The organism is Undibacterium sp. 14-3-2, assembly GCF_016595265.1.
GTDB lineage: Bacteria > Pseudomonadota > Gammaproteobacteria > Burkholderiales > Burkholderiaceae_D > Undibacterium > Undibacterium aquatile.
In genome coordinates, this window is record NZ_JAENGS010000001.1 from 256552 (window position 1) to 281204 (window position 24653).

Sequence of the window (24653 nt, forward strand, 5' to 3'; positions counted from 1 at the left end):
ATCTTTTTCCTTATCATAGAGGAAACTATCTGATCAGTTGGATCACTGTTGCAGCTTCTTGCTGCGCTGTTGAAATCTACTAACACTTGTTAGCAGCAAGCTGACAATCGCAGTCTGAATATACATCGCCCGGGAGCATAAATAAGTATGCCTATGTTAAGGTGTGCGGATACCGAATTTTTCTGTTTGCATCATGTGTCAATTATTAGGAATGAACTGCAATACCCCGACCGACATCGTGTTCAGTTTCACGGGTTTTGCGACGCGCGGCGGACGTACCGACGAGCATAAAGATGGCTGGGGCATCGCTTTTTTTGAGGGCAATGGTGTACGTCATTTTGTCGATCATCAGCCCGCCGTCAGCTCACCGGTGGCTGATCTGATCAAACGTTTACCGATCCAGTCAAAAAATGTGATTGCACATATCCGTAAGGCGACACAAGGTGAAGTCATGCTGGAAAACTGCCATCCGTTTGTGCGTGAATGCTGGGGACGTTATTGGGTATTTGCCCATAATGGCGACCTGAAAGAATTTGCACCTGAACTCGATGGCAGTTTTTTACCGGTGGGGACGACTGATAGTGAACGTGCATTTTGCTACATCCTGCAGCAAATGCGCCGCCGGTTTGGAGGGGCTTTACCGGCATTGCCCGAGCTGACTTCGTTTCTGCGCGGGATTGCCAGCGAAATTGCCGCATTTGGTACATTCAATATGATGCTCTCAAACGGTGAGGCATTGTTTACTCATTGTTCAACCAAACTACATTACATCATCCGGCAGTATCCGTTCACGACGGCGAATTTATCGGATGAGCAGGTAACGGTTGATTTTGCTGAGGTCACCACACCGGATGACAGAGTGGCGGTGATTGTCACCGAACCGCTGACCAGCGACGAAATTTGGACGCAGTTTGCCCCTGGAGAAATGAAAGTGTTTGTCGACGGCAAGGTGCTGACGGAGTTACTGGCATGAGCGGGCGCCCGGTTGATCAGCTCGACGCGAATTTGCTGCGGGTATTGCATACCTTGCTGAGCGAACGCAGCGTCACGCGTACCGCAATGAAACTGGGGCAATCGCAGCCCGCCATCAGCAATATGCTGAAACGTTTACGGGATATCACCGGCGATGCAATTCTGGTGCGCGGTAAAAATGGCATGACGCCGACCGAACGCGGGCAGGAGTTACTGCTATTGGCGCGTCAGGGGCTGAGTCTGCTGGAAAGCATTGCCAGCCCACCACCGGCATTTGTCGCGGCGACCAGCGAACGGGTATTTCATCTCGGTGCGCCTGATTATCTCAGTGTGTTACTGATTCCTCTGGTGATGGAAAAAGTAAGAGAACTTGCACCTCACGCAGTTCTGGTTGTGCATGCACTGAATGCCGGTTTTGATTATGCCGCCGCGCTGGAAAGTGGAGAGCTGGATTGCGTGATCGGTAACTGGCCTGATTTACCGCCGCATTTGCATATCGCGCAGTTGTTTGAAGACGACGTCGTTTGCATGGTGAATCGCAAGCATCCCGTTGTCGGCAAAGGATTGTCGCTGAAATATTATCTGGAAATGGCACATCTGGCACCGACGCCTTACATGATGGGGCACCGCAGCATTATTGATACGGCGCTGGCGGAGCAGGGACTGAAACGTAAGATACAGATGACCATACCGTATTTCGGCATGGTGCCGTACATCTTGTCGAAAACGGATTTGGTTTTCACCACCAGCCGCAGCTTTGCTGTTCAGTGTGCGAAAGACTGGCCGATAGAAATATTAGCGATGCCGATTGCGATGCCAAAGATGCAGTTCTTCATGTTGTGGCACGAGCGGGTACATGCGGCAGCTGAAGTGCAATGGCTGCGCCGTATAGTGGCCGAGGCCGCCGGTGAAGTCTACGCCTGAGACGGGGCGCAGATAAAAAAACGTCGCCGGGTGTAGCACCGGGCGACGTTTTTATTTGACTATGTGAGCAGAAGCAGATCAGCCTGGTACTTTGCCATCCACGCCTTCAACATAGAACTTGATTTCGTGCAGGAACTTGTCGTCAGCAACGACATCTTTACCCAGCACTTCTTTGCCTGTGTTGTCTTTGATCGGACCTTTCCAGATTGGCGCTGTGCCATCAATCACACCCTGACGTTTTTCAGCGATGAGTTTTTTCACATCATCGGATAAATTCGCATTGAATGCTTTCAGGTCTATCATGTTTTCTTTCAGACCCCACCAGGTGGTTTCTGATTTCCATTTGCCTTCCATCGCTTCGCCAACGCGCTTGATGTAGTAGCCGCTCCAGTCGATCACCGACGCTGCAGCATGCGCTTTCGGACCGAATTTGGTCATGTCGCTATCCCAGCCGAAAGCCACCACACCTTTTTCTTCTGCTGTCTGTACAACTGCAGCAGAATCAGTGTTTTGCATCAGTACATCAACACCCTGACCAACCAGTGTCGTTGCTGCTTCGCGTTCTTTGCCCGGATCAAACCATTTGTTAACCCATACAACCTTGGTCGTTGCTTTAGGATTCACGGCACGTGCACCAAGAGTAAATGCGTTGATGTTACGCAGCACTTCTGGAATTGGTACGGAAGCGACCACGCCCAGTTTGCCGGATTTGCTCAATTTACCGGCAGCGATACCCGCCAGATAAGCGCCTTCATAAGTACGGACATCGTATTGCGCAAGATTGTCTGCCGTTTTGTAGCCTGTTGCGTGTTCAAATTTCACATCAGGAAAATCTTTCGCGACTTTCAGCATCGCTTCCATGTAACCGAAGGTGGTGCCGAAAATCACCTTGTTACCTTGTGTTGCCAGATCGCGAATTACGCGTTCAGCGTCAGCAGCGCTCTCCGGTACATTTTCGACAAACGTGGTTTTTACTTTGTCGCCGAATTTAGCTTCGACCTGTTTGCGTGCCGCATCGTGGGCATAAGTCCAGCCTGCGTCGCCGACTGGGCCAACATAGATGAAGCCGACTTTTAAAGGTTCAGCTGCTGACGTTGCGGCAACCGTACTAGCTGGTGCCGCTTCAGGTTTTGCTTCTTCTTTTTTGCCGCAAGCGGCAAGGCCAAAGACCGCCAGTGACATTGCTGCCACCAGTGTTTTTCTACGGGAAATTTTCATAATGAGCTTCCTTCGGTGAACAAAAAATAAGGTTTTCAGAAAACGGTACAGCGTGAACCATCTGTCCGGTTCAGGGGCGGAAAGGTTTTCCCAGTGATGCTGGCATATTCAGGCGTATCCAATCCGGATTACGTGAAATCAGTACCAACACAAGTATCGTTGCTGCATAAGGTAGTGTCGATAAAATTTGTGAAGGAACCGCAATACCGATCGCCTGAAAATGAAACTGCAGGATAGTCACGCTGCCAAACAGTAAGGAACCCAGCAAGACGCGTGCCGGACGCCAGGTGGCGAACGTGGTCAGTGCAAGGGCAATCCAGCCGCGTCCTGCGACCAGACCTTCCACCCACATTGGTGTGTAGACTACCGACAGATAGGCGCCTGCAATACCGCAGCAGGCACCGCTGAATAACAGCGCACCGTAGCGGATTTTTCTGACTGGATATCCGAGAGCATGCGCAGATTCCGGTGATTCACCAACGGCGCGCAACACCAGCCCGGCGCGGGTGCGATATAAGAACCAGATGATGCCGACACATAACAACAGGCTGAAATACACGGCCCAGTGCTGGTCAAATAACGCCTTACCGAGAAACGGCAATTCCGATAAAAATGGAATATCATGCGCGCCCGCTGGTAAGGATTGCCCGACGAAAGATTGCCCGATAAACGCCGATAGTCCGGCACCAAAAATCGATAATGCCAGACCCGTCGCTACCTGGTTGGTGGTCAGTACCAGTGTCAGCCATGCAAACAGGCTGGACATCAGCATTCCTGCAAGCGCACCTGCGACAAAACCAAGTGCCGGGACATTGGTCTGATGAGCAACCGCAAAGCCGACAATCGCAGCGACCAGCATCATGCCTTCGGCACCAAGATTGAGCACACCTGCGCGTTCATTGATCAGCAAACCCAAGGCAGCGATCAGCAGTGGTGTACCAGAATTGATTGACGCAGCAATCAGAGCAGCAAAATTTTCCATGCTTATTTCTTCCAGCGCAGGCGGTAATTGATTAAGGTGTCACAGGCCAGCAACATGAATAACAGCATGCCCTGAAACAGGCCGGTAATCGCTGAGGGCAGACCGAGACGCGACTGCGCCATTTCACCACCGAGGTAAAACAGAGACAGCACCAGTCCGCCAAAAATGGTGCCGATAGGATTTAAGCGACCGATGAAGGCAACGATAATGGCGGCAAAGCCATATCCGGGCGAAATCGACGGCAGCACCTGACCGATAGGGCCGGCGACTTCAAATGCACCAGCCATGCCCGCGAATCCGCCGGAAATCAACAGCGAAGTCCATAAAGCCTTGCGACTGGAAAAACCGGCATAACGGGCGGCCAGCGGTGCGAGCCCACCGACGGTTAAGCGAAAACCCGCAAAACTGCGATAGATAAAAATCGCCATGCCGCCGCTGGCAACCAGCATCACCAGAAAGCCTATATGTAAACGACTGCCATGGAAGATATGTGGCAACAGAAATTCGCTGGAAAAAACTTTTGATTGCGGAAAGTTCATTCCGTTCGGATCTTTCAACGGGCCGTTGACTGCATACATCAGCAATAACTGCGCGATATAGGTCAGCATCAGCGACACCAGAATTTCATTCGCATTAAAACGGTCGCGCAATAAGGCGGTGACAGATGCCCATGCGGCACCACCGGCAATACCCGCCAGCGTTGCCAGTAACAACACCAGACCGCCGGAAATATTCGAAATGCCAGGTGTGCCCTGATCAAAAAACAAAATCGTGGCACCAGCGGCAAGGCCGCCAGCAATCAACTGACCTTCGGCACCGATATTCCAGATATTCGCGCGGTAACAGACCGACAGGCCCAGCGCGCACAGCACCAGTGGCGTGGTTTTTAGTAATAAATCAGCGATGGTCGATGCGTTACGTAAAGGTTCCAGCAAAAATACCTGCAAGGCGGTCAGCGGATTTTTACCGAGCGCGAGAAACAGCAGGCCACCAAAAAAGACCGTCAGCAACAGGGCGAATACCGGTGAGAAATAAGCCATCACCCGTGAAGAGGCAGGACGTAATTCCAGTTTAAACATGCTCGGCCTCTTGCTTAGCTGTCGCCTGATCTTCCCATAAACCGCTCATCCATAATCCTATCTGTTCTCTGCTGGCGTCTGTCGTTGCCACCGAGGGTGACAAACGCCCTTTGGCAATAACATACATGCGATCGCACAACTCAAATAATTCATCTAATTCTTCGGAAATCACCAGCACCGCGCAGCCTGCCTGTTTCAACTGACGTATTTCACCGTGAATCTGGGCGGCAGCGCCGACATCCACGCCCCACGTCGGTTGTGCGACGATGAACACATCGGGATGCCGCATAATTTCGCGACCGACAATAAATTTCTGCAAATTCCCACCGGATAAACTGCGTGCGGCTGCCGCGGGCCCTGAGGCTTTCACGCGAAAACGGCCGATGATGTCGCTGGCAGCTTGTATCGTGTGTTTAAAATTGATCATACCGTGGCGTACAAAAGGCGCTTTTTGCTGCGACAACAGCATGTTATCCGTCAGGCTGAGTTCGGGTACTGCGCCACGCCCCAGGCGTTCTTCTGGCACCAGACTTTGTCCCAGTTCGCGCCGTGCTTCCGGGCCGTAACGGCCGACAGCTTTGCCTTTGAGTTGTATCATCTGCGCCGCCGGACGGCGGTCTTCACCGGACAAGGCCGCCAGTAACTCCTGCTGACCATTACCGGAAACCCCCGCGATACCAACGATTTCACCGCCAAACAAGCTCAGGTCAATCTGCTCTAATGCCGTCGCAAATGCATGCGCTTTCGGCAGGCTGAGTCGCTCTATCTGCAGTCGCAATGGTCCTTTTTGTATGCTTGCATCATGCGGGTGATGCTGAACGGCGTCGCCGATCATCATGCGCGACAGGCTGGCTGCTGTTTCCTCGCGCGGATCGCAATGGCCTGTCACTTTGCCCATGCGCATCACGGTCGCCGAATGGCACAGTTCACGGATTTCATCGAGCTTATGGCTGATATATAAAATGCTGCAGCCTTCTGCTGCAATTTTGCGCAGGGTGATAAATAATTTTTGTACTGCTTGCGGCGTCAGGACTGAGGTTGGTTCATCCAGAATTAATAATTGCGGATGCGTCAGCAGGGCACGCACAATTTCCACGCGCTGACGTTCACCGACCGATAAGGTGTGAACATGCCGGTGTGGTTCCAGCTCTAGGCCATAGTTTTCACCAGTCTGGCGGATTTGTTCTGCCAGCTTCGTCATATCTGTCCCGGCATCCAGGCCGAGGGCGATATTCTCTGTCACGGTTAACGTATCAAACAGAGAGAAATGCTGAAACACCATGGAGATGCCGAGTTTGCGCGCATCTTGTGGCGTTGCTACTTTCACTTCCTGACCATTCCACAGCACTTTGCCAGAGTCGGGCTTGACCGCGCCGAAAATGATTTTCATCAGCGTTGATTTACCCGCACCGTTCTCGCCCAGTACCGCATGGATTTCGCCGGGAGCAACGCTGAGATTGATATGATCGTTGGCGACGACAGAGGGATAGCTTTTACAGATATCAGACAGTGCTAACCTCGACGATAGCGGTGCTGCGATAGAAGTCACAATGACCTTTCTATGGAAAAAACGGCTGGAGTGCTGGTGAACATGGGTGTGGTTTTTATAAATCCTGATCAATGACGAATGACGGGACAAGCAGACGTCGGGTTGGCATGGAGTGGACGCCCTTATTTATCCACGTATTTAACCAATATCCTGCCCGCCATCTGTTGCTCGTTATCTCATTGTTACTGCATCATTAACTACATCAGGAATGCTTAATTAACACTAGCTTTAAGCAAGAACAATGCCCTCAGATTAAGAGGCTTGTTGTGCAGGAATTATCATGAAAACCGCATGTTGAGTATTCGGCCGACATTATAAATGCGACTGCCGCATTCACAAAACCAAAATTACTCTGAAATCATTGACATTCGTGCGTGTTGGCCCGCTGACGATCAAATCGCCCAGAGCGGAAAAATAGCCGTAGCCATCATTGTTCTCTAACATTTTTTTCGGCGATAAATTGAGTGTCATTGCCCGCTGCGCAGATGCGGGCTCATAGCAGGCACCGGCATTGTCTTCCGAGCCATCGATGCCGTCCGTATCGCAGGCCAGTGCATAAATGTTTGGGTGGCCGTTGAGCGTAATGGCAAGACTGAGTAAAAATTCTGCATTACGACCACCGCGGCCATTACCGCGTACGGTTACCGTGGTTTCGCCGCCGGATAAAATGACGCAAGGCCGTGGAAACGGCTGGCTTTTACGGGCGACTTGCAGCGCCAGCGCGGCATGCATCTGGCCGATATCACGCGCTTCGCCTTCGATGCCGTCCGATAAGATATGCGCTGCGATGCCCATGGTTCTGGCGTGATACGCCGCAGCATCCAGCGCATGCTGTGCGGTTGCGATGATGTGGTGTTCGTGGCGGGCAAAACGTGGGTCGCTGGATTTTGGTGTTTCTCCCTGCCCGGACTGCAGATGGGTTTCGATATTGTCAGGAATCGCAATCGCGTATTTGCGCAAAATAGCGAGCGCATCGGCACAGGTGGTGTCGTCCGGCAGCGTCGGGCCGCTGGCAATGATGGCGGGGTCATCGCCCGGCACATCCGAAATCATCAAGGTGATGACTCTTGCCGGTGCGCAGGCTAATCCTAATCTGCCACCTTTAATTGCGGACAGATGTTTGCGCACGCAATTCATTTCGCTGATGGCCGCGCCACTTTTCAACAGCGCTTTGTTGATGGCTTGTTTTTGTTCCAGCGTGATGCCTTCTGCGGGCAGAGCCAGTAAAGCAGAGCCACCGCCGGAAATCAGGCACAGCACCAGATCGTCTTTTGTTAAACCCTGCACCATGTGTAAAATCCGCGCTGCTGCTTGCTGCCCGGCGCTATCGGGGACGGGATGTGCGGCTTCGATGACCTCAATTTTCTGGCAGGGGACGCCATGACCATAACGCGTGACGACCAGCCCCGATAATTCGCTTTTCCAGTGTTGCTCAACGGTGTGAGCCATGGCCGCAGCGCCTTTGCCTGCGCCGATAACGATGGTGCGACCATGACGTGGCGGCTCGGGCAGAAAGGCAGGCAGACATTTTTCTGCACTGACGGCATCGACCGCTGCCTGATACAGAGAGTTCAGAAATTCGCGTGGGGATGAGATCGGCATAGTGTTGAGTAGTAAGATGGCGGTTCGACGGACAACAGCACTTCGGATTGCAACTCGCAAGTGCCACTTAACAGAATTCAGCAAACAGAAAAACCATCATAAACGATATGACCTACGATTTCGGTGAAGTAAATTCAACAATGCAGCAATATGTGGACCGTCAGATACTGGCGGGGGTATCAACGGCGGTGCTGGTCGGACATGATCTGGTACATGAACACCACGCCGGTTGGGCCGACATTGAGAACCAGACTCCCTTGCGTGGTGATCATTTGTTCCGGGTTTTTTCGAATACCAAGCTGATCACCTCGATGGCGATCATGCTGTTAATCGAGGATGGAAAAATCGCACTCGATGATCCGCTGGAAAATTATTTGCCGCAGTTAGGCAAGCGTCGCGTGTTGAAGGCTGGCGCGAACAGTCTTGACGATACCGAACCAGCACGTTCATCGATCACTATCCGTCATTTGCTGAATCACACGTCTGGTTTGAGTTACGGATTGCTCGATCATGGCAGCCTGATGTACAAAGCCTATAACGAACGCAAAGTGCTGAATGCTTTTCAGACGCTGGCGGAAATGATCGATATTCTGGAGGAACTACCGTTGAGTTTTCACCCCGGTGAAGCCTGGCAGTATTCGATCGCCACCGATGTGTTATCGCGCGTGGTCGAGGTGGTCAGTGGCAGGGATTTCGATCAGTTCCTGCGTTTGCGGATACTCAATCCGCTGGGCATGGATGACACAGGTTTTTATGTTCCAGAAAATAAACTGCACAGACTGACCGCTTATTACGGCGGTGCTGATCCGGCGAATGTATTGCAGCGCGGTTTGCGCAGACTGGATAAATCACCGTATCCCGGTGCGTTTACTAAGCCGGTGCCGCGTTTGTCCGGCGGCGGTGGGCTGGTATCGAGCATGCACGATATGCTGGTGCTGATGCGCAGCTTTATGCCGGACGGTGATCATTTACTGAAACCGGAAACCATGCATCTGATGATGCAGAATCAGTTGCCAGCGGGCGCGGGCATAGGTTTCCCGGGTGTCGGTGATGTGCCGGGCAAGGGTTTCGGATTTGGTGGTGCGGTGACGTTGCGCGCCTCGTCCATCGACCCGGTCGGTTCGGAAAGTGAATTTGAATGGGGCGGTATCGCCGGTACGCACTGGTGGATCAACCCCCGCCGCAATATTGCGGGAATACTGATGACGCAAAGATTAATGAGTTTCTGGCATCCGTTTTCATTTGATTTCAAGCGTCTCGCGTATGCGGCAGTGGGCGTGAAATAAATAGTTGTTGCGCACAGAAAAAGCAATTCATATTGCCGACACATCCAATGATTAGCATGGCCCCAGATTAAAAATAGTGTGAGGAAAAATGACTACCTGTTCCATTCGTTCTGTATTGTCGTCTGTGTTGGTATTGCCGGTCGCAACTGTTCTGACTTTATCCGCCTGTAGTACGGCTCCCCAACTGTCTGCGCAACAAGATGGCCTGCAACAAGCATGGACTGTGCTTGGTGAACAGGGGCAAGCAGTGGTACGTGTGGTGACCACGGATACTGTTTGTCCGGTGTTGACGCAAGATGGTAAAGCGCAAATGATGAACGCGCGTGCCGACGCCGCGACTATCCCGCAACGCAAGACCGCAAGTAGTGCGAACGATTCTAAACCGTCCGCATTTCCGGTGCTGACTTGCGAGGCGACATTATCGCCAACAACCACGTCTGCCCGTGTTGGTGGGCGCGAGTTGCCGTTGCCGCAGCCTGTCGCAAAAAAAATTGTCGTGATTGGCGATACCGGTTGCCGTCTGAAACTGGCGGATAACTATTTTCAGTCATGTAGCGATAGCGAGAAATGGGCTTTCAGATCAATGGTGGAAGCTGCCGCCAAAACAAAGCCGGATCTGGTGATTCATGTCGGTGATTATCATTACCGCGAGAATGCCTGCCCGGAAGGGAATAAAGATTGTGCTGGCAGCCCCTGGGGTTATGGCTGGGATACCTGGAAAGCAGATTTTTTCGATCCGGCACAGGCTTTATTGAAAGCTGCACCTTGGGTGATGGTGCGTGGCAACCATGAAACCTGCATCCGCGCCGGGCAAGGCTGGTGGCGCTTCCTTGACCCCCGTCCTTTGCAAAGCGGACGTGATTGTAATGCTGAACGCGACGACGCCAGTGGTGATTACAGTCCGCCTTACGCGGTACCGTTAGGGCGCGTCGGGCAAGAAGCTGCGCAACTGATCGTGTTTGATTCGTCTAAAGTACCGAACAAAGCGCTAGGCAAAAATGATGTGCCGTATCAGGTTTACATGGAGCAATTCAAGACGGTGAATCAGTTGTCTGACGCAGCCGACTTTAATATTTTCATCAATCACCATCCTATTCTTGGTCTGGGTGCGGGAAGGAATAAAGAGGGTGGATTAACGATCTGGCCCGGCAACGCCGCCTTGCAGGGAGTGATGAATGAGGTTAATTCGACGCGTCTGTTTCCTTCCAAAGTACAGGCAACTCTGGCAGGGCATGTCCATTTGTTCGAGGCGCTGACATTTAACACGGATCATCCGGTGCAGTTTGTTTCAGGCAATGGCGGCTCTTCGCTCGATTCGCCGCTGCCAGCTGTTTTACCAGCGGGAACCACACCTTATGGCGCAACTGAAATTGCACATTTCAGTAATTCCAATGACGTTGGTTTCATGGTGATGGAACGTGAATCGCAATCCTGGAAAATGCAGGCATGGAATAAGAACGGTAAGCTGATTACCGAATGCCGTACTCAGGGCAAGAAAACCCAGTGCCAATCTTTCCAATAACACCACCGTTCAGCGCAACGAGAAAAGACGGTATCAATATAAAACGGGATATGAAACGGAATATAAAGCCGGATACCGTCATTCTGTTGTCATGTCATCTGACTGTCAGCTAAATTCATCCTGACGTCATACCGCCTGCCTAGACTTGTGAGTTTTCTACCCACCAAGTTCAATGGAAGGCAAGATGATGTCCCGGAAATCGCAACAAATTAAGCAGCAATCCCAGCAGCAATCCCGACCACAATTGACACGCAAACGGATGTCAGCCCAGGTCGTGTTCGCCATCACGATGATGGTTGCGCACCACGCTCAGGCGCAGTCAGTGGTTAAGGCTGAAAGTACTGTTGAATCTGATTCAGCGCTGGACGCGGAAGCGATCAAATCAAGGGTTGTGATCAGTGGTTCGAGTGTCGGCAATCGTGCTCCGGTACAAAGCTCACTGAAAGCGACACAGCCACAATCGATTATTACTGCGACTTTTATTGAGCAATCGGTGACCGATCTGGCTGATTTCAATGCCGTCGCGCGGATTGCGCCGAGTGTGGGTTCCGGCGTGTCTGCCAATGGTCCTGGTCTTGCCGAATCCAAAGTTACGTTGCGTGGTTTTCAGGACGGCGAATACAACATGACGTATGACGGTATCCCTTTTGGTGATACGAATAATCCTACGCATCATTCCACGTCTTATTTCCCGGCACGCATCATCGGCGGCATGGTGATCGAGCGCGGCCCGGGCAATGCCAGCAATCTGGGACAAGCCACTTTCGGCGGTTCTATCAATTTGTTCTCTAAAGAATTGTCGGCGGATTTTAATTTCACACCGTATTCGACATTTGGCTCTTGGAATACCCGCATGTATGGTGCGCAGGTCGATAGCGGTATGTTGTCGGGTTTTGGCAATGCGCAGATGATGTTTAATGCTTCGCGTCTGACATCCGACGGTTACCTGACTTACAGCAGCGTCACCGAAGACAATTATCAGTTCAAATTCCAGCGCAATCTTGCTCAGGATACCGTGCTGACGGTGTTTTCCACCTATAACAAGATCAACAGCTATGTCCCGGATAAAGGCGGTGTGACTTTGAATCAGGTGGCCCAGTTCGGTAAAAACTATGCCCTGAACAACGATCCGACGAGCCAGAATTATTACGGCTATAACTTCAACTACAAAACGACGGATTTTGACTACATCCGTTTGCAATCGAAGTTTGCTGGCTGGAATATCGACAATACGCTCTATACCTATTCGTATAACAACGATACTTATTCCGGTCAGGATGCCAGTGGCGCAACAGTGAATGGCACCAAAGTCGGTGCTGCCGGTAATAAGAATGTTCCGGGTTACAACAAGCTCAATGCGTATCGTGTCAACGGCGATATTTTCAAAGCCACCAATCAATTTGATGCTGGTTTATTGCGCGCCGGTGTTTGGCTGGAAAGTTCAAATACCAATCGCCATACCTATGATCTGGACTGGACTCTGGGCTTGCCGAATCCTAAAGAATCAAGCGCACCGAAAAGCGTGTCTTACGAACAGCGTTCTTCGTGGAAGCAGTATCAGCCCTTTGTTGAATTTGAATGGAATGCAGCCCCAGATTTAACGATCACACCGGGTGTGAAATACATGCATTTCAAACGCGAAATTGATGCCTCTGTGAATCAGGGCACACGTATCGCGACGAATGCTGAACAGACCTACACATCGACGTTGCCATTCCTGACTGCGAATTACAGTGTGAATAAAGAATGGTCTGCGTATGCGCAGATTGCCAAAGGTTTTCTGGTGCCTGATCTGTCCATGTTTTATGTGAATAACCCGAATCTGAGTACGCCGAAAGCGCAGACATCAACGAATTATCAGCTGGGTACTGTGCATCAGTCGCGTAACCTGACGCTGGATGCCGACATTTACTACATCGACTTTGATAATAAGATTGCGTCTACCGGCAGCGGCAACGATCTTGTGTATTACAACCAGGGCGGTGTCGTTTACAAAGGTATCGAGGCAGCAGCCACGTATTACGTCGGTAATGGCTTCTCTGTACATGCCAATGCTTCTCTCAACAGTGCAAAAGCCAAAGACACGGGTCTGCAAGTGGCAAAAGCACCGGAGACAACCAGTGCGTTTGGTCTTTTGTACAAAGCGAACGGTTTGTACGGTTCGCTGATCGCAAAAAATGTCGGTACGCAATATGCAAAAGACGGCGAGCCAGCTGCTTACAAAATACCGTCTTACCTGACGACAGATCTGACGATAGGTTATCGCTGGAAAGCCGTTGGCTCATTGGTCAAAAACGTCAAGGCGCAGTTAGGAATCAATAATCTGTTTGATCAACAGGATGTGACTGCTGTCTCAGCCAATAGCAAAGGCGTCGCTTTCGATCAATATACTTTCCAGCCTGCACGCAGCTGGAGCTTGTCTGTCAGCGCTGATTTCTGATCAACATTCGCTCAGCGTTTTTACTTTCAAATCCGTGGCTTATTTCTCGTTTTCTGTGTAGAGATTAAGCAACGGATTTGTAAGAAATCGTGAAATGGAAATATCGCTCTAATCGGCTTTTTTGTTTTTCCGGCATCTCTGTTTAAGCCATCTGAACCGTTCTTCACCATAGGGAAAAAATCTATATTTTCGATGTTTGTGATAAATCGTGGCGCTAAATTGGTGCGATTATTAGCTAATTTCCATCATTTTTGCTTCTTTGTGGAAATAATTCTGAAGGCTAGAATTATTTTATTACGAGGAGGAAACATGAAATTAAAAACTTTAACTGCCTTAGTGGCAATGTCAGTCGCAGCATCCGCTGCATGGGCTGACGACAGTTCTAATGTAACGATCAGCGGCTTTGGTACTGCGGCTCTGACACGCACTAATACGTCGGATGCAGAATTTGCGCGCCCGAATCAATTAGCCGGTGTGACAACAGGCGCAAAAACAGGCGTGGATTCCAATTTCGGGATTCAGGTAACTGCAAAAGCGACTGACTGGTTGTCTTTTACTGGCCAGGGGCTGGTACGTAAAAACGTCACCGATAATTTTGGCGCAGAGCTGGCATGGGCATTTGCCAAAGCCAAAGTGAATGATCAGTTGAGCGTGCGCGTTGGCCGCATGGGCTTGCCTGTGTACATGATTTCTGATTATCGCAATGTTGGCTATGCCAACACCATGCTGCGTCCACCAGTTGAGATGTACACCCAGGTTTTGCTGGAAAGCATTGATGGTGTCGATGCGACTTATCAGACCGCTGTTGGTGAAACTAACATTTCTTCGCAACTGGCCTACGGTGTGACAGAGAATGAAAGCCCTGGCTACAAAGCGAAATTTAAAAAACTCTCCAGCTTCAACGTGACATTGGAAAACGGCCCGTTCACGGTGCGTTTTGGTCGTGTTGATACAAACGTGTCTGTTGATAATTCTGTCAATCTGAACACACTGGTCAGCGGCCTGAATAAATATGGCTACACCAGTGCAGCGAATGCGATTGCGGTACAGGACACTAAAGCTTCGTTTACTTCTCTGGGCTTAGGCGTAGATTGGAAAAACGTCGTTGTGCAGGCTGAATACGGTAAGCGTAAATCCGGTAGTCTGGCTGTTGCTGACACGACTTCGTGGTACACCATGTTTGGTTACCGTACAGGCAGTTTCCTGCCGTATTTTGTGCATGCTTCTGCAAAACAGGATAGCGCCAGAACGGTTGCCGGAACACCGACATCCGGTCCTTTGCTGGCTTACACAGCAGGTGCCAATGCACTGGCTTCAGCTTCTCCGATTCAGACCAGCAATAGCATAGGCGTGCGCTGGGATTTCCATAAATCGGCTGCATTAAAAGTGCAATTTGATCGCATGTCTCCAGATAACGGCAATGGCGTATTTATCAACGCCAAACCAGGCTTTAAAGGCCCGGTAAACGTGTTTGCTGCTGCAGTTGATTTTGTATTCTGAGGAGATGGCGATGACAACATTTTTGAAAAAAGTCATGCTCGTCGCAGCGTTTTCCTCTGTTGCAGCGAGTGTGAGTGCCTCCGATATCGTCGTGATCGTGAATCCGGCGAACCCGGCGACAGCGATGACGGCAGCACAGGCATCACAGTTCTTTTTGGGAAAATCATTGATGTTTACACCGGTTGATCTGCCAGAAAATTCACCGGTACGCGCTGACTTCTATAAAAAAGTAGCCGGTAAAGATTTATCTGAAGTGAAATCGATTTGGTCCAAGCTGGTGTTTACGGGTAAGGCCGCTGCACCAAAAGAGTACCAGTCTGCTGCAGAAGTGAAAAAAGCGATTGCGGCTAATCCTACCGGAATTGGCTATATCGAAAAATCAGCGGTCGATTCTACTGTCAAGGTTATTACTACCTTGCAATAATCGTCGTCTAAACTGAAAAAGGGGAAAAGCATAGTTGCTTTTCCCCTTTTGCTTTTTTAGTCACTAACAGTTAGTCTCTTTTCTGTGTGTTGAAAAAGCGCTGGAGCGTATCGCGTTCTTTTTATTCCGTCGTTATTTTTTCCAAATCTCACAAAAAGTCTTTTCAATATTTGTCGCAATTGTGATGTCTGATCCTGTTCCGGAGCTTCACATGAAATTGTCCCGCAATACAAATATGTTCCACCGATGTGCCAGGCGAAAAGTTGTGTTTTTTGTCTGCCGTTCATCTGCCGTTGCCGCACCTGACCTGCATTTTCCGTTGTACTGATTCATCGCAGCAGATGCAATCCGCATTTGTTGCGTGCCATATCAACATTACTTCCGGAGTAAGCTATGTCGTTTTTTTATGATCTGAAAATATCTGTCAAGCTCTTAATCAGTTCGCTCTGTTTGTTGTTGATCACAATTTTCATCGGCATTTTTTCTGTGACTGAACTTGCTCAGGTCAACACAGCAGCCAGAGATCTGGGTGAGAACTGGATGCCCAGCGTCAAAGCGGCGATGGGCATCAAGGAACGTGTCTCGCGCATACGCTCGCAAGAGGCGCAAATGGTGTTTGCGGAAAATCCCGAGGAAGTTGAAAAATACGTTACCAGAACAAAGGAAGCGATTAGCGGATTGCGCGAGATCGAAGCGGATTACAGCCGCATGATGACGAATGCGGCAGAGAAGGCGAATTACGATGAATATGCAAAGCTGATGGCGGACTATTTGCAGATCACCGATAAGATGATTGCCGCCGCCAAAGCCGGTAATCAGACGGAAGCCGTCAGCCTGCTACGCACCACCTCATCAAAAGTGAATACGCGGTTGCGCGATCATGTCGATAAGATGGTGAAAATTCAATCTGATGGCGGTATCGCTGCCTATGAACATAGCACGCAGGTTTATGAAACGGCGCGTTCGCTGATTTTAGTGGTGCTGGCAATCTGCGTTGTGCTGGGGCTGGCATTGTCTTTCTGGATTGCCCGTCTGGTATCACGGCCACTGATGAATGCGGTAAAAGTCGCGCAGACAGTAGCGTCCGGTGATCTGACCAGTCACATTGAAGCCAGCAGTAAAGACGAAACCGGCATGCTGTTGCAAGCCTTAAAAGACATGAACGATAACTTGCTGAAGGTGGTCAGCGAAGTGCGGCAGGGGACGGATCACATCACCATTGCGGCGACAGAAATCGCGCAAGGTAATCTTGATCTGTCGGGGCGCACTGAAAGTCAGGCAAGTTCGCTCGAAGAAACCGCGTCCTCGATGGAAGAAATCACTTCGACGATTCATCACAATGCAGACAATGCGCGCCAGGCGAATCAGTTATCGGATTCTGCCTCGGCCGTAGCGCAAAGAGGTGGCGACGTTGTTTCGCAAGTGGTGCAGACGATGGGCTCGATCAACGAGTCCTCACGCAAGATCGTTGACATCATCGGTGTGATTGATGGCATCGCATTCCAGACGAATATTCTGGCGCTCAATGCTGCGGTGGAGGCGGCGCGCGCCGGTGAGCAGGGACGCGGCTTTGCGGTGGTCGCGTCGGAAGTGCGCAATCTGGCGCAACGGTCTGCCAGTGCGGCGAAAGAAATCAAAGAGCTGATCAACGATTCCGTCGATAAAGTTGCACAAGGTACGCGGCTGGTGGATCAGGCGGGCGACACAATGAGCGAAGTGGTCGCCAGCGTGCGGCGCGTCAGCGACATGATCAACGAGATTACGGCCGCCGGTCACGAGCAAAGCGCTGGTATTGCGCAGATCAATGATGCGATTACCAATATGGATACGCTGACGCAGCAAAATGCGGCTCTGGTCGAAGAAGCCGCCGCTGCTGCTGCCGGATTGCAGGGGCAGGCAGAAAAACTCAGCAGTGTCGTCAGCGTGTTTAAATTAGATCAGAGCCAGACGGCGGCGTTGAACGCATCTGCAATGCTGGTGAATCGCAATACTGCTGACGCGACAAAAAAGACGATGGCAAAGCCGGGCAAAAAGGAAACGAACAGCACGGCAATCAAATCTGCGCCAGTCAGTGTCCGGCAAAGTCCGCAGCGAGCAGCGAAAGCAGTTGAGAAAGCAGGCGACACAGCAGAGTGGGAAGAGTTTTGATGTTGCTTAGTCTTGTACTGGCAGGCATAGCCGTGGCATAAAAAAAGCAGGGTGGAGCATATACTCCCCCCTGCTTTTTTAGTATTCACCGCTCATGTCCTTATGTTTAAAGGGCTTCAAAATATACTGGGGGGAGTATATTTACCCCCGAATTAAGCCCTGAAATACAGGAATCAGGATGAATGGCAATTAAGCGATGTCGCTTTGTTTGATGATGGTGCGTGAAATCAGACCATATTCCAGCGCTTCTTCTGCGCTCATCCAGTAATCACGGTCAATATCATTCGTCACGCGTTCCAGCGTCTGACCGGATTCGCGTGCAATCAATGCCGAGATACGTTCACGCACTTTGACGATTTCGCGCGCCTGAATCGCAATATCTGTTGCCTGACCACCGCAGCCGCCGCTGGGTTGATGAATCAGGAAACGAGTGTTCGGCAAACAGACACGGCGTTCTTTTGGCACCGACAGGAAAACGCTGACGGCAGCGCTGCCTACCCAACCAGTACCAACCATATTCACTGGCACATCGATGAATTTAATCATGTCATGAATCACGTCGCCGGATTCAACATGACCGCCTGGCGAAGAAACCAGCAAAGTAATTGGGTCTTTTGACTCGGCCGCCAGCGCGATCAGGCGCTTGCTGACATCGGCCGCAAGTTTATCGTTGATGGTGCCGAAAACCAGCACGGTGCGGGATTTAAATGCTTTCTCTTCGAGGAAAGGGCTGCGTTGTACGTCGTTATTGTCTTTTTCGTCTGCCATGTGAAATCGTGTCCGGTTATGAAGGTTGAAATTGTAGCTTGTCTGCTGTCTCAGATGGCTGCGTCGGTGGCTTTTTTCAAGTAGGTTTCTGCCAGCCTGACCCAGTAAGTCGCGCCGATCGGCAGCAAATCATCATTGAAGTCGTAACTGGGATTATGCAGATTACAGGGGCCCAGACCATGACCGGCATCGCGATGATCACCTTCGCCGTTGCCGATGAAGACATAACAACCCGGTTTCGCTTGCAGCATGAACGCAAAATCTTCCGCGCCCATAGTCGGTTCGGTCTGCGCATTCACGCGCTCGTCACCGACCACAGAACGTAACACTTCCGCTGCAAATGCAGTTTCCACCGGATGGTTAATCAGTGGCGGATAATTGCGCCGGAATTCAAAATCAATCTCGGCATCAAACGCCGCTGCAGTGTGTGTGGCAATCGCCCGCATGCGTTGTTCAACCAGATCAATCATGTCATTGCTGAAGGCCCGCACGGTGCCGACCAGCTGAGCATCGTCAGGAATCACATTGGTGGCGCTGCCCGCGTGAATCTGCGTGACCGACAGCACCACTGATTCCAGCGGGCTGGCGTTACGGCTGACGATGGTTTGCCAGCTCTGCGCAATCTGTATCGCGATCATGATAGGGTCGATGCCCTTGTGCGGTTGCGCTGCATGCGCGCCTTTACCTTTGACCGTGACATAAAATTCATTTGATGAGGCCATCATCGGCCCCGGTGTCAGCCCGAACGAGCCTGCTGGAATGCCCGGCCAGTTATGCATGCCGAACACTGCTTCCATAGGATATTTTTCAAACAGGCCATCGTTGATCATTGCCGACGCGCCACCGCCGCCTTCTTCTGCCGGTTGAAAAATCAGATATACCGTGCCGTCGAAATTGCGGTGTTGCGCCAGATAATGTGCGGCACCCAGCAGCATCGCGGTATGCCCGTCATGCCCGCAGGCATGCATTTTTCCTTCATGCTGCGAGCGGTGCGGGAAGCTGTTGATTTCCTGCATAGGCAAGGCATCCATGTCGGCGCGCAAACCAATCGCCCGCGTGCTGTTACCGTTCTTAATGATGCCCAGAACGCCAGTGCCACCTAAACCCGAAACAACTGGAATGCCCCACTGTTGCAACTGGCGCGTAATGACGTCTGCGGTGCGGTGTTCTTCGTAACAAAGCTCAGGGTGAGCGTGAATATCACGGCGGATTTGTTGAATTTCTGCCTGGAATTGAACAATAGGATCTATCAGTTTCATACGAGTCTCCGGATTGCGTTGCAGATGTGCTGGCTGGTATCGGGATGGATAGTGAGCTGCAGCAGGACGCAATTTAATTTTTCGACGTGAAGTCGCTGCATCGTCTGCAGCAAGCACATCAGAGAGAACGATACCAGATTCCACAGAGGCGGGCATCAGCACTGACGTGGAATTTGAATAAAAACAAGGAAAGTGTTCCTGAGTCGTTCAGACGCCAAGGCCACTGCCTGATCTTGAGCCGCGAAGGTCGTGTTGTGCTGATTTTTTCATTCACCCGCATGCATAGTCGGTATAAGAAAACATCTTCAACAGACATTCGCAGAGCATGGTGCGCAGATATTCTTTGCGGTGATGATTGATATATCGAAAATAAAGCAGACATGTTTGCTGCACTGCAGTAAAGTTACACCTGTCTCCTCCAACACCTCCTAAGGTTTGGATTTAACCCGCAACCGCAAGGTCGCGGGTTTTTTTTGTCCTTTTTCCGGTAAGCATTAAAAAATTCAATAGAAACGATAAAAATTTGAAATAAGATTTCTTCTAGGTAATTTGTTATCGTTTTCAGATATCTGATTTGTGAATGTTTGATATGCAAAAATAGTCGTTTGCGTATTTGTTGCGGTGCGATATAGTTGCACCCGTCTCCTCCAACACCTCCTAAGGTTTGGATTTAAGCCCGCTATTAGCGGGCTATTTTTTTGCCTGCGTTTTTGTTTGTACTTCCCTCTGATGCGCGAAAGGAATAGCGCAGGGCGCTTGCGAATGTTGATTTAATGCGCGGTGTGTGAAACTCTCAGGCGAGTACCCAACTGCCATCCAGCGTGATTTCATCGCAGTTGTGACCGTGGCCGATGCGATCCATGACGATGAAGTCGCTGACTTTATGCAGGGCGATCAGCGGGTGATGCCAGACGCCTTTAGCGTAATTCACGCCTTGCAAGCCTTTGCACAAAAAAGCCTGCATCTTGTTTTCATCAAATTCCCCCGCCGGTGCGACAACGACCAGATATTCGTCTTCCTCATTTTGTGTCAGCGGGACAAATGCCTGACTGCCTAGCGGATGCCTTTCCATAATGGTGATTGGCAGCGGCAGTTGGCGTGGCTGCGCGCGAAACAGGCTGAGTATGGTCTGTCCGTTTTCACTGTGCGTGTCAGCGCAGGCGAGGGCATGAAAACGCTCGGTAGTGCCCTGATTAATCGGGTAATGGCGCGCGCCATCCGTCATGATTACTTCGCCAAACGGCGCAAACGCCGCCCGTGTCAGAGGGGAAATGCTAAGTTTTTTCATGTCGTTGGCGTTGTGATTTGGTGAAGGTTGTCAGGCGATTTTACTCAACAGACGCAAACGCGAGACGCCGCCGTCCGGGAAAATATTCAGACGAATATGGGTGATAGGCCCCAGCGACTGCAGCTCTTCAGCAAAATAATGTTGATGATCCATCTGCAGCTTTTGTTGCGGTAACAGCGTAGGCCAGAACATCGATTGCGTGATCAGCGAAGTGTCCGTGCCGCCCGCCATAGATGCGGCCTGTATCGAACAGCTGTCTGGATAGTTGCCTTTGAAATGGCAGGTATCGACTTCGATTTTTTGCACGATACCGGCGTGTGCCAGTGCGATGATGCACCAGTCATTGCCAGGCTCGCGGCGGCGTCGCGTTTCCCAGCCGTCGCCCATATTCACGCCGCGTCCCGGCATCAGCAGATTGGATGCCAGCCCAAAATGCTGGTTGTTCGTTGCCACAATATAGCCGCCATTTTCCATCGCAATCAGATCGTGCAGCGCATGCGGATCAGCGTTTGCCCAGTCGTTTTCCGGTTGTGCATACACGCGCAAACGGGCGACGCCGCCGTCCGGATAAATATTCAGACGCAAGTGTGTAAAAACTTGCGTACTGCTGATCTCGTGATAATGATGGCTGTTGCCTTGCAGGTTCACGGATGGCAGCACTTCTTGCCAAACGGTCTGGTCATCAGGTTCGCCACTGGCGAGAAATGCGCCTTCAATTGCGGCGGCAGGCGGGTAATTGCCGGTGAAATGGCTGGTATCGATATCGACGCCTTTGAGTATCCCGGCGCGACCAAGTTTCAACACGCACCAGTCATGACCATTGACTCGTTTGCGACGGGATTCCCAGCCATCCATCCATTTGCCATTGGTATCGTACTTGCCGGTAATGAAGACAGCGGGTTCAGGATTCAACATGCGCGCCATCTCGGCAAAAAAATCATCGCTGCAGGCTAGTGTTTTGGCGCCCAGGCGTGGGTCAGCGAGATTCGGATAGCGGCGGGTAAATTCAGGAGCATTCGGGTCGAGCGTGATGATGGCCATAGTGTGTCTTTCTCGATTATTTTGTGCCAGCCATATTGGCCGTATCGTTTTCTACCCAGCGCGCGATGACAGCGCGTTCTTCGTCGGTGATATGCGTCAGATTTCCCAGCGGCATCAGCTTTTGTTGCACCACTTGTTGATAAATTAGTTGCGATGCCGCCTTGATCTGCTCAGGTTTATCCAGCATGAGTCCTTTAGCGGGAAATTCCATCAGCGTTGGGTGTTCTGCATGACATTGTATGCAGCGTGCCTGCACTACTTGCTGAACCTGGGCAAACTGCGCTGCCGGTGATTCCTTTGTGCTGCTGACAGGCGCGGACTTTGGTGCCATCCACGCAGCCAGCGCAGCGAGGATGACAATGGCCAGCAGCGGATAAATGGGGCTGGTTTTGCCTTTATGACGCAGAATAAAAAACTGCCGCACCAGAACGCCGACGATCATGATCAAGACCAGCACCAGCCAGTTTTGCGCGTGGTTATACGTCATGCTGTAATGATTCGACAGCATTGCAAACAGCACTGGCAGTGTGAAGTAGGTGTTGTGCACACTGCGTTGTTTACCGCGCTGACCGTGCACCGGGTCAACCGGAGCTCCTGCTTTCATCGCCGCCACGACTTTGCGCTGTCCCGGAATAATCCAGAAAAACACGTTCGCACTCATGATGGTCGCGATCATCGCGCCGGTAATCAGAAAGGCAGCACGACCGGAAAATAAATGGCAGGCAGCCCAGGCGGCGGCGATGACGTAAGCGACAATCAATGCTGACAACAGTTTTTCATTCTTACCTAATAAGCGACACAACAAGTCATACACCAGCCAGCCGAGTGCCAGAAAACCTAAGGCCGCTGCGATTGCAACTGCAGGTGTGAGATTGGCAACAGACGGGTCGATCAGATAAGTGCGGGCATTAAAAATATATACCAGCAAAAACAGGCTAAATCCCGACAGCCAGGTGCTGTAAGACTCCCAGTAAAACCAGTGCAGATGTTCCGGCAATTTCGGTGGGGCGCCCAGATATTTTTGCGGATTGTAAAAGCCGCCGCCATGTACCGCCCATAATTCGCCGCCCACGCCTTGTGCCCTGAGTTGCGGATCACTTGGCGCAGTCAGATGGTTATCCAGCCAGACGAAATAAAAAGATGAACCTATCCAGGCAATTGCGACGATGACATGCAGCCAGCGCAGCAACAGATTTGCCCAGTCAAATAAATATGCTTCCATTTTTTTTCCAGATTATTTTTTTAGATACAGAGGCAGGGTCAGCATTACCCGAAATTTATTGCGTCTTGTGTCTTATTTCTCACCTTCGCTGCCACCTTAACTACCACGATAGGTCGAGTAACTCCACGGCGTTGCGACCAGCGGCACGTGATAATGCGCACTGGCATCGGCGATAGAAAACCGCAAAGTCACGATACTCAGAAACGCTGGTTGCGGCAGATCAGGTACCAAACCAGCGAAATAAGTGCCGATGTCGAAATCAAGTTCATAGGTGCCGGTTTGCATGGCGCTATCTTCCAACAAGGGCTGATCGCAGCGTCCATCGGCATTGGTGACGCGCTCACACAGCAAACTGCGTTGCTGCGGGCTGACACGATACAGCGCAATGCTGATACCTCGCCCGGGCTTGCCGTGGGCGGTGTCGAGTACATGTGTGGTCAGGCGTCCCATGTGATCCTTATTTCATAGGACTTACGCAGAGCAGCCCCGGCTTCGTAGCTATGTCTTGCCGGGACAAATTGCGTAAGTCTTGTTTCATTGATTTGAAAATATTGTCGACAATCTTAATTGCCATAATTTAAGCCTGTCAAATAAAAATAAATAAAATCGAATAAAAACAGCTATTTATGTAAGTGATTTCGTAAATAATACTGCGGTATATTTAATATTGTCGACAATCGTGATTAAATATGCCTCACTATTTTTATTCTTCACTCAGCATGAATTCATCTGAAACACGCCGCACATCGACACTGGCAGAGAAGGAAGACCACATGTATCGCGATATTTATGATGCGATCATGGATCACCGTTTGCCGGCGCGGACTAAATTGACTGAGCAATCTCTGAGCCAGATTTATCAGATGGCCAGACACGGGGTGCGTAAAGTATTAAGCCAGTTGGCGGCCGACGGGCTGGTCGATCTGGAGCCCAACCGTGGTGCGTTTATTGCCAGCCCGGGCGAAAAAGAGGCGCACGACATGTTTGAATTGCGCCAGACGCTGGAACAGATGGCGCTGGAAAAAGTTTTGCAGCACGCTGATGCCAGCGCGATTGCTGAACTGCGGCGCATGGTCGAGCGTGAACGGGACGCCTATGAAAGTGGCGACCGGCCACAATGGATACGTCTGTCGGCTGATTTTCATATCGCACTCGCGCGTCTGAGCGGCAATGATTTACTGGTCGATATGCTGCGCCGCCTCGTTTCGCGCACGACGCTGATGATTTCGAATAAGGAAGTGGTAACGACGCGCCCCTGTTCATTTGATGAGCATTTTCAGGTGTTGGCGGCATTGGAGCGTCAGGATAAAAAAGCAGCCTTGCACGCAATGGCACAACATTTGCATCAGTGTGCCTGTCGCACGCCGAAAAATGCTGGCAAGGGTTTTGATTTAAAAGCCGTTCTCGGGCATTCACGGAGCAACTAATT

Annotated in this window: 20 protein-coding genes; 9 read left to right on the forward strand and 11 right to left on the reverse strand. The window is 50.9% G+C overall.

Annotated features, from left to right (window positions below):
- The first annotated feature begins 193 nt into the window (after window positions 1-193).
- Both Undi14_RS01120 and Undi14_RS01125 read left to right on the forward strand, forming a co-directional pair.
- A complete protein-coding gene (locus tag Undi14_RS01120) occupies window positions 194-973 on the forward strand; it encodes a class II glutamine amidotransferase (protein WP_200177600.1) in 780 nt (259 codons plus the stop codon).
- On the forward strand, window positions 970-1896 hold the full coding sequence (locus tag Undi14_RS01125) for a LysR family transcriptional regulator (protein ID WP_200177601.1): 927 nt from the start codon (window positions 970-972) through the stop codon (window positions 1894-1896). The genes Undi14_RS01120 and Undi14_RS01125 overlap by 4 nt, the downstream gene beginning before the upstream one ends.
- A 78-nt stretch (window positions 1897-1974) precedes the next feature.
- On the opposite strand, the gene Undi14_RS01130 is transcribed toward Undi14_RS01125, so the two are convergent.
- The 5 genes from Undi14_RS01130 to Undi14_RS01150 form a co-directional block, all read right to left on the reverse strand.
- Window positions 1975-3114, reverse strand: a complete 1140-nt coding sequence (locus Undi14_RS01130) for a BMP family ABC transporter substrate-binding protein (protein ID WP_200177602.1) — start codon at window positions 3112-3114, stop codon at window positions 1975-1977.
- A 70-nt stretch (window positions 3115-3184) separates the two neighbouring features.
- The gene (locus Undi14_RS01135; RefSeq protein ID WP_200177603.1) at window positions 3185-4096 is read right to left on the reverse strand and encodes an ABC transporter permease; all 912 of its coding nucleotides are present in this window, start codon (window positions 4094-4096) and stop codon (window positions 3185-3187) included.
- A 2-nt stretch (window positions 4097-4098) separates the two neighbouring features.
- Entirely contained in the window at window positions 4099-5175 is a 1077-nt protein-coding gene (locus Undi14_RS01140) for an ABC transporter permease (RefSeq protein WP_186896078.1), read from the reverse strand.
- Window positions 5168-6715 (reverse strand): ABC transporter ATP-binding protein, encoded by a 1548-nt coding sequence (locus Undi14_RS01145; RefSeq protein ID WP_370589885.1) that lies wholly within the window; start codon window positions 6713-6715, stop codon window positions 5168-5170. The genes Undi14_RS01140 and Undi14_RS01145 overlap by 8 nt, the downstream gene beginning before the upstream one ends.
- 342 nt (window positions 6716-7057) lie before the next feature.
- A complete protein-coding gene (locus Undi14_RS01150) occupies window positions 7058-8326 on the reverse strand; it encodes a glycerate kinase (protein ID WP_200177604.1) in 1269 nt (422 codons plus the stop codon).
- A gap of 107 nt (window positions 8327-8433) precedes the next feature.
- Between Undi14_RS01150 and Undi14_RS01155 the strand changes: the two genes are divergently transcribed.
- The 6 genes from Undi14_RS01155 (at window position 8434) to Undi14_RS18435 (ending at window position 17646) form a co-directional block, all read left to right on the forward strand.
- Window positions 8434-9612, forward strand: a complete 1179-nt coding sequence (locus tag Undi14_RS01155) for a serine hydrolase (protein ID WP_200177605.1) — start codon at window positions 8434-8436, stop codon at window positions 9610-9612.
- 88 nt (window positions 9613-9700) lie between these two features.
- Complete coding sequence (locus Undi14_RS01160) at window positions 9701-11134, forward strand: metallophosphoesterase (RefSeq protein WP_200177606.1); 1434 nt, start codon at window positions 9701-9703, stop codon at window positions 11132-11134.
- Between the two features lie 184 nt (window positions 11135-11318).
- Window positions 11319-13574: a TonB-dependent receptor gene (locus Undi14_RS01165; protein ID WP_200177607.1), complete on the forward strand. Its 2256-nt coding sequence runs from the start codon at window positions 11319-11321 to the stop codon at window positions 13572-13574.
- A gap of 309 nt (window positions 13575-13883) precedes the next feature.
- Complete coding sequence (locus tag Undi14_RS01170) at window positions 13884-15074, forward strand: hypothetical protein (protein WP_186883979.1); 1191 nt, start codon at window positions 13884-13886, stop codon at window positions 15072-15074.
- A 10-nt stretch (window positions 15075-15084) separates the two neighbouring features.
- On the forward strand, window positions 15085-15498 hold the full coding sequence (locus Undi14_RS01175) for a hypothetical protein (RefSeq protein WP_234030355.1): 414 nt from the start codon (window positions 15085-15087) through the stop codon (window positions 15496-15498).
- Window positions 15499-15891: 393 nt separating this feature from the next.
- Window positions 15892-17646 (forward strand): methyl-accepting chemotaxis protein, encoded by a 1755-nt coding sequence (locus Undi14_RS18435; RefSeq protein ID WP_200177608.1) that lies wholly within the window; start codon window positions 15892-15894, stop codon window positions 17644-17646.
- Between the two features lie 189 nt (window positions 17647-17835).
- On the opposite strand, the gene Undi14_RS01185 is transcribed toward Undi14_RS18435, so the two are convergent.
- The 6 genes from Undi14_RS01185 to uraH all read right to left on the reverse strand — a co-directional run bounded on the left by Undi14_RS01185 (window position 17836) and on the right by uraH (window position 23674).
- Window positions 17836-18414 (reverse strand): ATP-dependent Clp protease proteolytic subunit, encoded by a 579-nt coding sequence (locus Undi14_RS01185; RefSeq protein WP_186883976.1) that lies wholly within the window; start codon window positions 18412-18414, stop codon window positions 17836-17838.
- Between the two features lie 50 nt (window positions 18415-18464).
- Window positions 18465-19673: a M20 aminoacylase family protein gene (locus tag Undi14_RS01190; protein WP_200177609.1), complete on the reverse strand. Its 1209-nt coding sequence runs from the start codon at window positions 19671-19673 to the stop codon at window positions 18465-18467.
- Between the two features lie 793 nt (window positions 19674-20466).
- Window positions 20467-20961 carry an ureidoglycolate lyase gene (locus Undi14_RS01195; RefSeq protein ID WP_200177610.1) on the reverse strand — a complete coding sequence of 165 codons (495 nt, stop codon included), beginning with the start codon at window positions 20959-20961 and terminating at the stop codon, window positions 20467-20469.
- Between the two features lie 30 nt (window positions 20962-20991).
- Window positions 20992-22002, reverse strand: a complete 1011-nt coding sequence (gene alc, locus Undi14_RS01200; RefSeq protein ID WP_200177611.1) for an allantoicase — start codon at window positions 22000-22002, stop codon at window positions 20992-20994.
- A 16-nt stretch (window positions 22003-22018) separates the two neighbouring features.
- Window positions 22019-23224 carry a urate hydroxylase PuuD gene (locus Undi14_RS01205; protein WP_200177612.1) on the reverse strand — a complete coding sequence of 402 codons (1206 nt, stop codon included), beginning with the start codon at window positions 23222-23224 and terminating at the stop codon, window positions 22019-22021.
- Window positions 23225-23320: 96 nt separating this feature from the next.
- Window positions 23321-23674 (reverse strand): hydroxyisourate hydrolase, encoded by a 354-nt coding sequence (gene uraH / locus Undi14_RS01210; protein WP_200177613.1) that lies wholly within the window; start codon window positions 23672-23674, stop codon window positions 23321-23323.
- A 269-nt stretch (window positions 23675-23943) separates the two neighbouring features.
- On the opposite strand from uraH, the gene Undi14_RS01215 reads away from it, so the two are divergent.
- Window positions 23944-24651 carry a GntR family transcriptional regulator gene (locus tag Undi14_RS01215; protein ID WP_200177614.1) on the forward strand — a complete coding sequence of 236 codons (708 nt, stop codon included), beginning with the start codon at window positions 23944-23946 and terminating at the stop codon, window positions 24649-24651.
- Window positions 24652-24653 lie beyond the last annotated feature (2 nt).

Excerpts from the sequence above, each read along its gene's own strand:
- Undi14_RS01120 (WP_200177600.1), top strand. The coding sequence starts at position 194 with ATGTGTCAATTATTAGGAATGAACTGCAATACCCCGACCGACATCGTG.
- Undi14_RS01125 (WP_200177601.1), top strand. The coding sequence starts at position 970 with ATGAGCGGGCGCCCGGTTGATCAGCTCGACGCGAATTTGCTGCGGGTA.
- Undi14_RS01130 (WP_200177602.1), bottom strand. The coding sequence starts at position 3,114 with ATGAAAATTTCCCGTAGAAAAACACTGGTGGCAGCAATGTCACTGGCG.
- Undi14_RS01135 (WP_200177603.1), bottom strand. The coding sequence starts at position 4,096 with ATGGAAAATTTTGCTGCTCTGATTGCTGCGTCAATCAATTCTGGTACA.
- Undi14_RS01140 (WP_186896078.1), bottom strand. The coding sequence starts at position 5,175 with ATGTTTAAACTGGAATTACGTCCTGCCTCTTCACGGGTGATGGCTTAT.
- Undi14_RS01150 (WP_200177604.1), bottom strand. The coding sequence starts at position 8,326 with ATGCCGATCTCATCCCCACGCGAATTTCTGAACTCTCTGTATCAGGCA.
- Undi14_RS01155 (WP_200177605.1), top strand. The coding sequence starts at position 8,434 with ATGACCTACGATTTCGGTGAAGTAAATTCAACAATGCAGCAATATGTG.
- Undi14_RS01160 (WP_200177606.1), top strand. The coding sequence starts at position 9,701 with ATGACTACCTGTTCCATTCGTTCTGTATTGTCGTCTGTGTTGGTATTG.
- Undi14_RS01165 (WP_200177607.1), top strand. The coding sequence starts at position 11,319 with ATGATGTCCCGGAAATCGCAACAAATTAAGCAGCAATCCCAGCAGCAA.
- Undi14_RS01170 (WP_186883979.1), top strand. The coding sequence starts at position 13,884 with ATGAAATTAAAAACTTTAACTGCCTTAGTGGCAATGTCAGTCGCAGCA.
- Undi14_RS01175 (WP_234030355.1), top strand. The coding sequence starts at position 15,085 with ATGACAACATTTTTGAAAAAAGTCATGCTCGTCGCAGCGTTTTCCTCT.
- Undi14_RS18435 (WP_200177608.1), top strand. The coding sequence starts at position 15,892 with ATGTCGTTTTTTTATGATCTGAAAATATCTGTCAAGCTCTTAATCAGT.
- Undi14_RS01185 (WP_186883976.1), bottom strand. The coding sequence starts at position 18,414 with ATGGCAGACGAAAAAGACAATAACGACGTACAACGCAGCCCTTTCCTC.
- Undi14_RS01190 (WP_200177609.1), bottom strand. The coding sequence starts at position 19,673 with ATGAAACTGATAGATCCTATTGTTCAATTCCAGGCAGAAATTCAACAA.
- Undi14_RS01195 (WP_200177610.1), bottom strand. The coding sequence starts at position 20,961 with ATGAAAAAACTTAGCATTTCCCCTCTGACACGGGCGGCGTTTGCGCCG.
- alc (WP_200177611.1), bottom strand. The coding sequence starts at position 22,002 with ATGGCCATCATCACGCTCGACCCGAATGCTCCTGAATTTACCCGCCGC.
- Undi14_RS01205 (WP_200177612.1), bottom strand. The coding sequence starts at position 23,224 with ATGGAAGCATATTTATTTGACTGGGCAAATCTGTTGCTGCGCTGGCTG.
- uraH (WP_200177613.1), bottom strand. The coding sequence starts at position 23,674 with ATGGGACGCCTGACCACACATGTACTCGACACCGCCCACGGCAAGCCC.
- Undi14_RS01215 (WP_200177614.1), top strand. The coding sequence starts at position 23,944 with ATGAATTCATCTGAAACACGCCGCACATCGACACTGGCAGAGAAGGAA.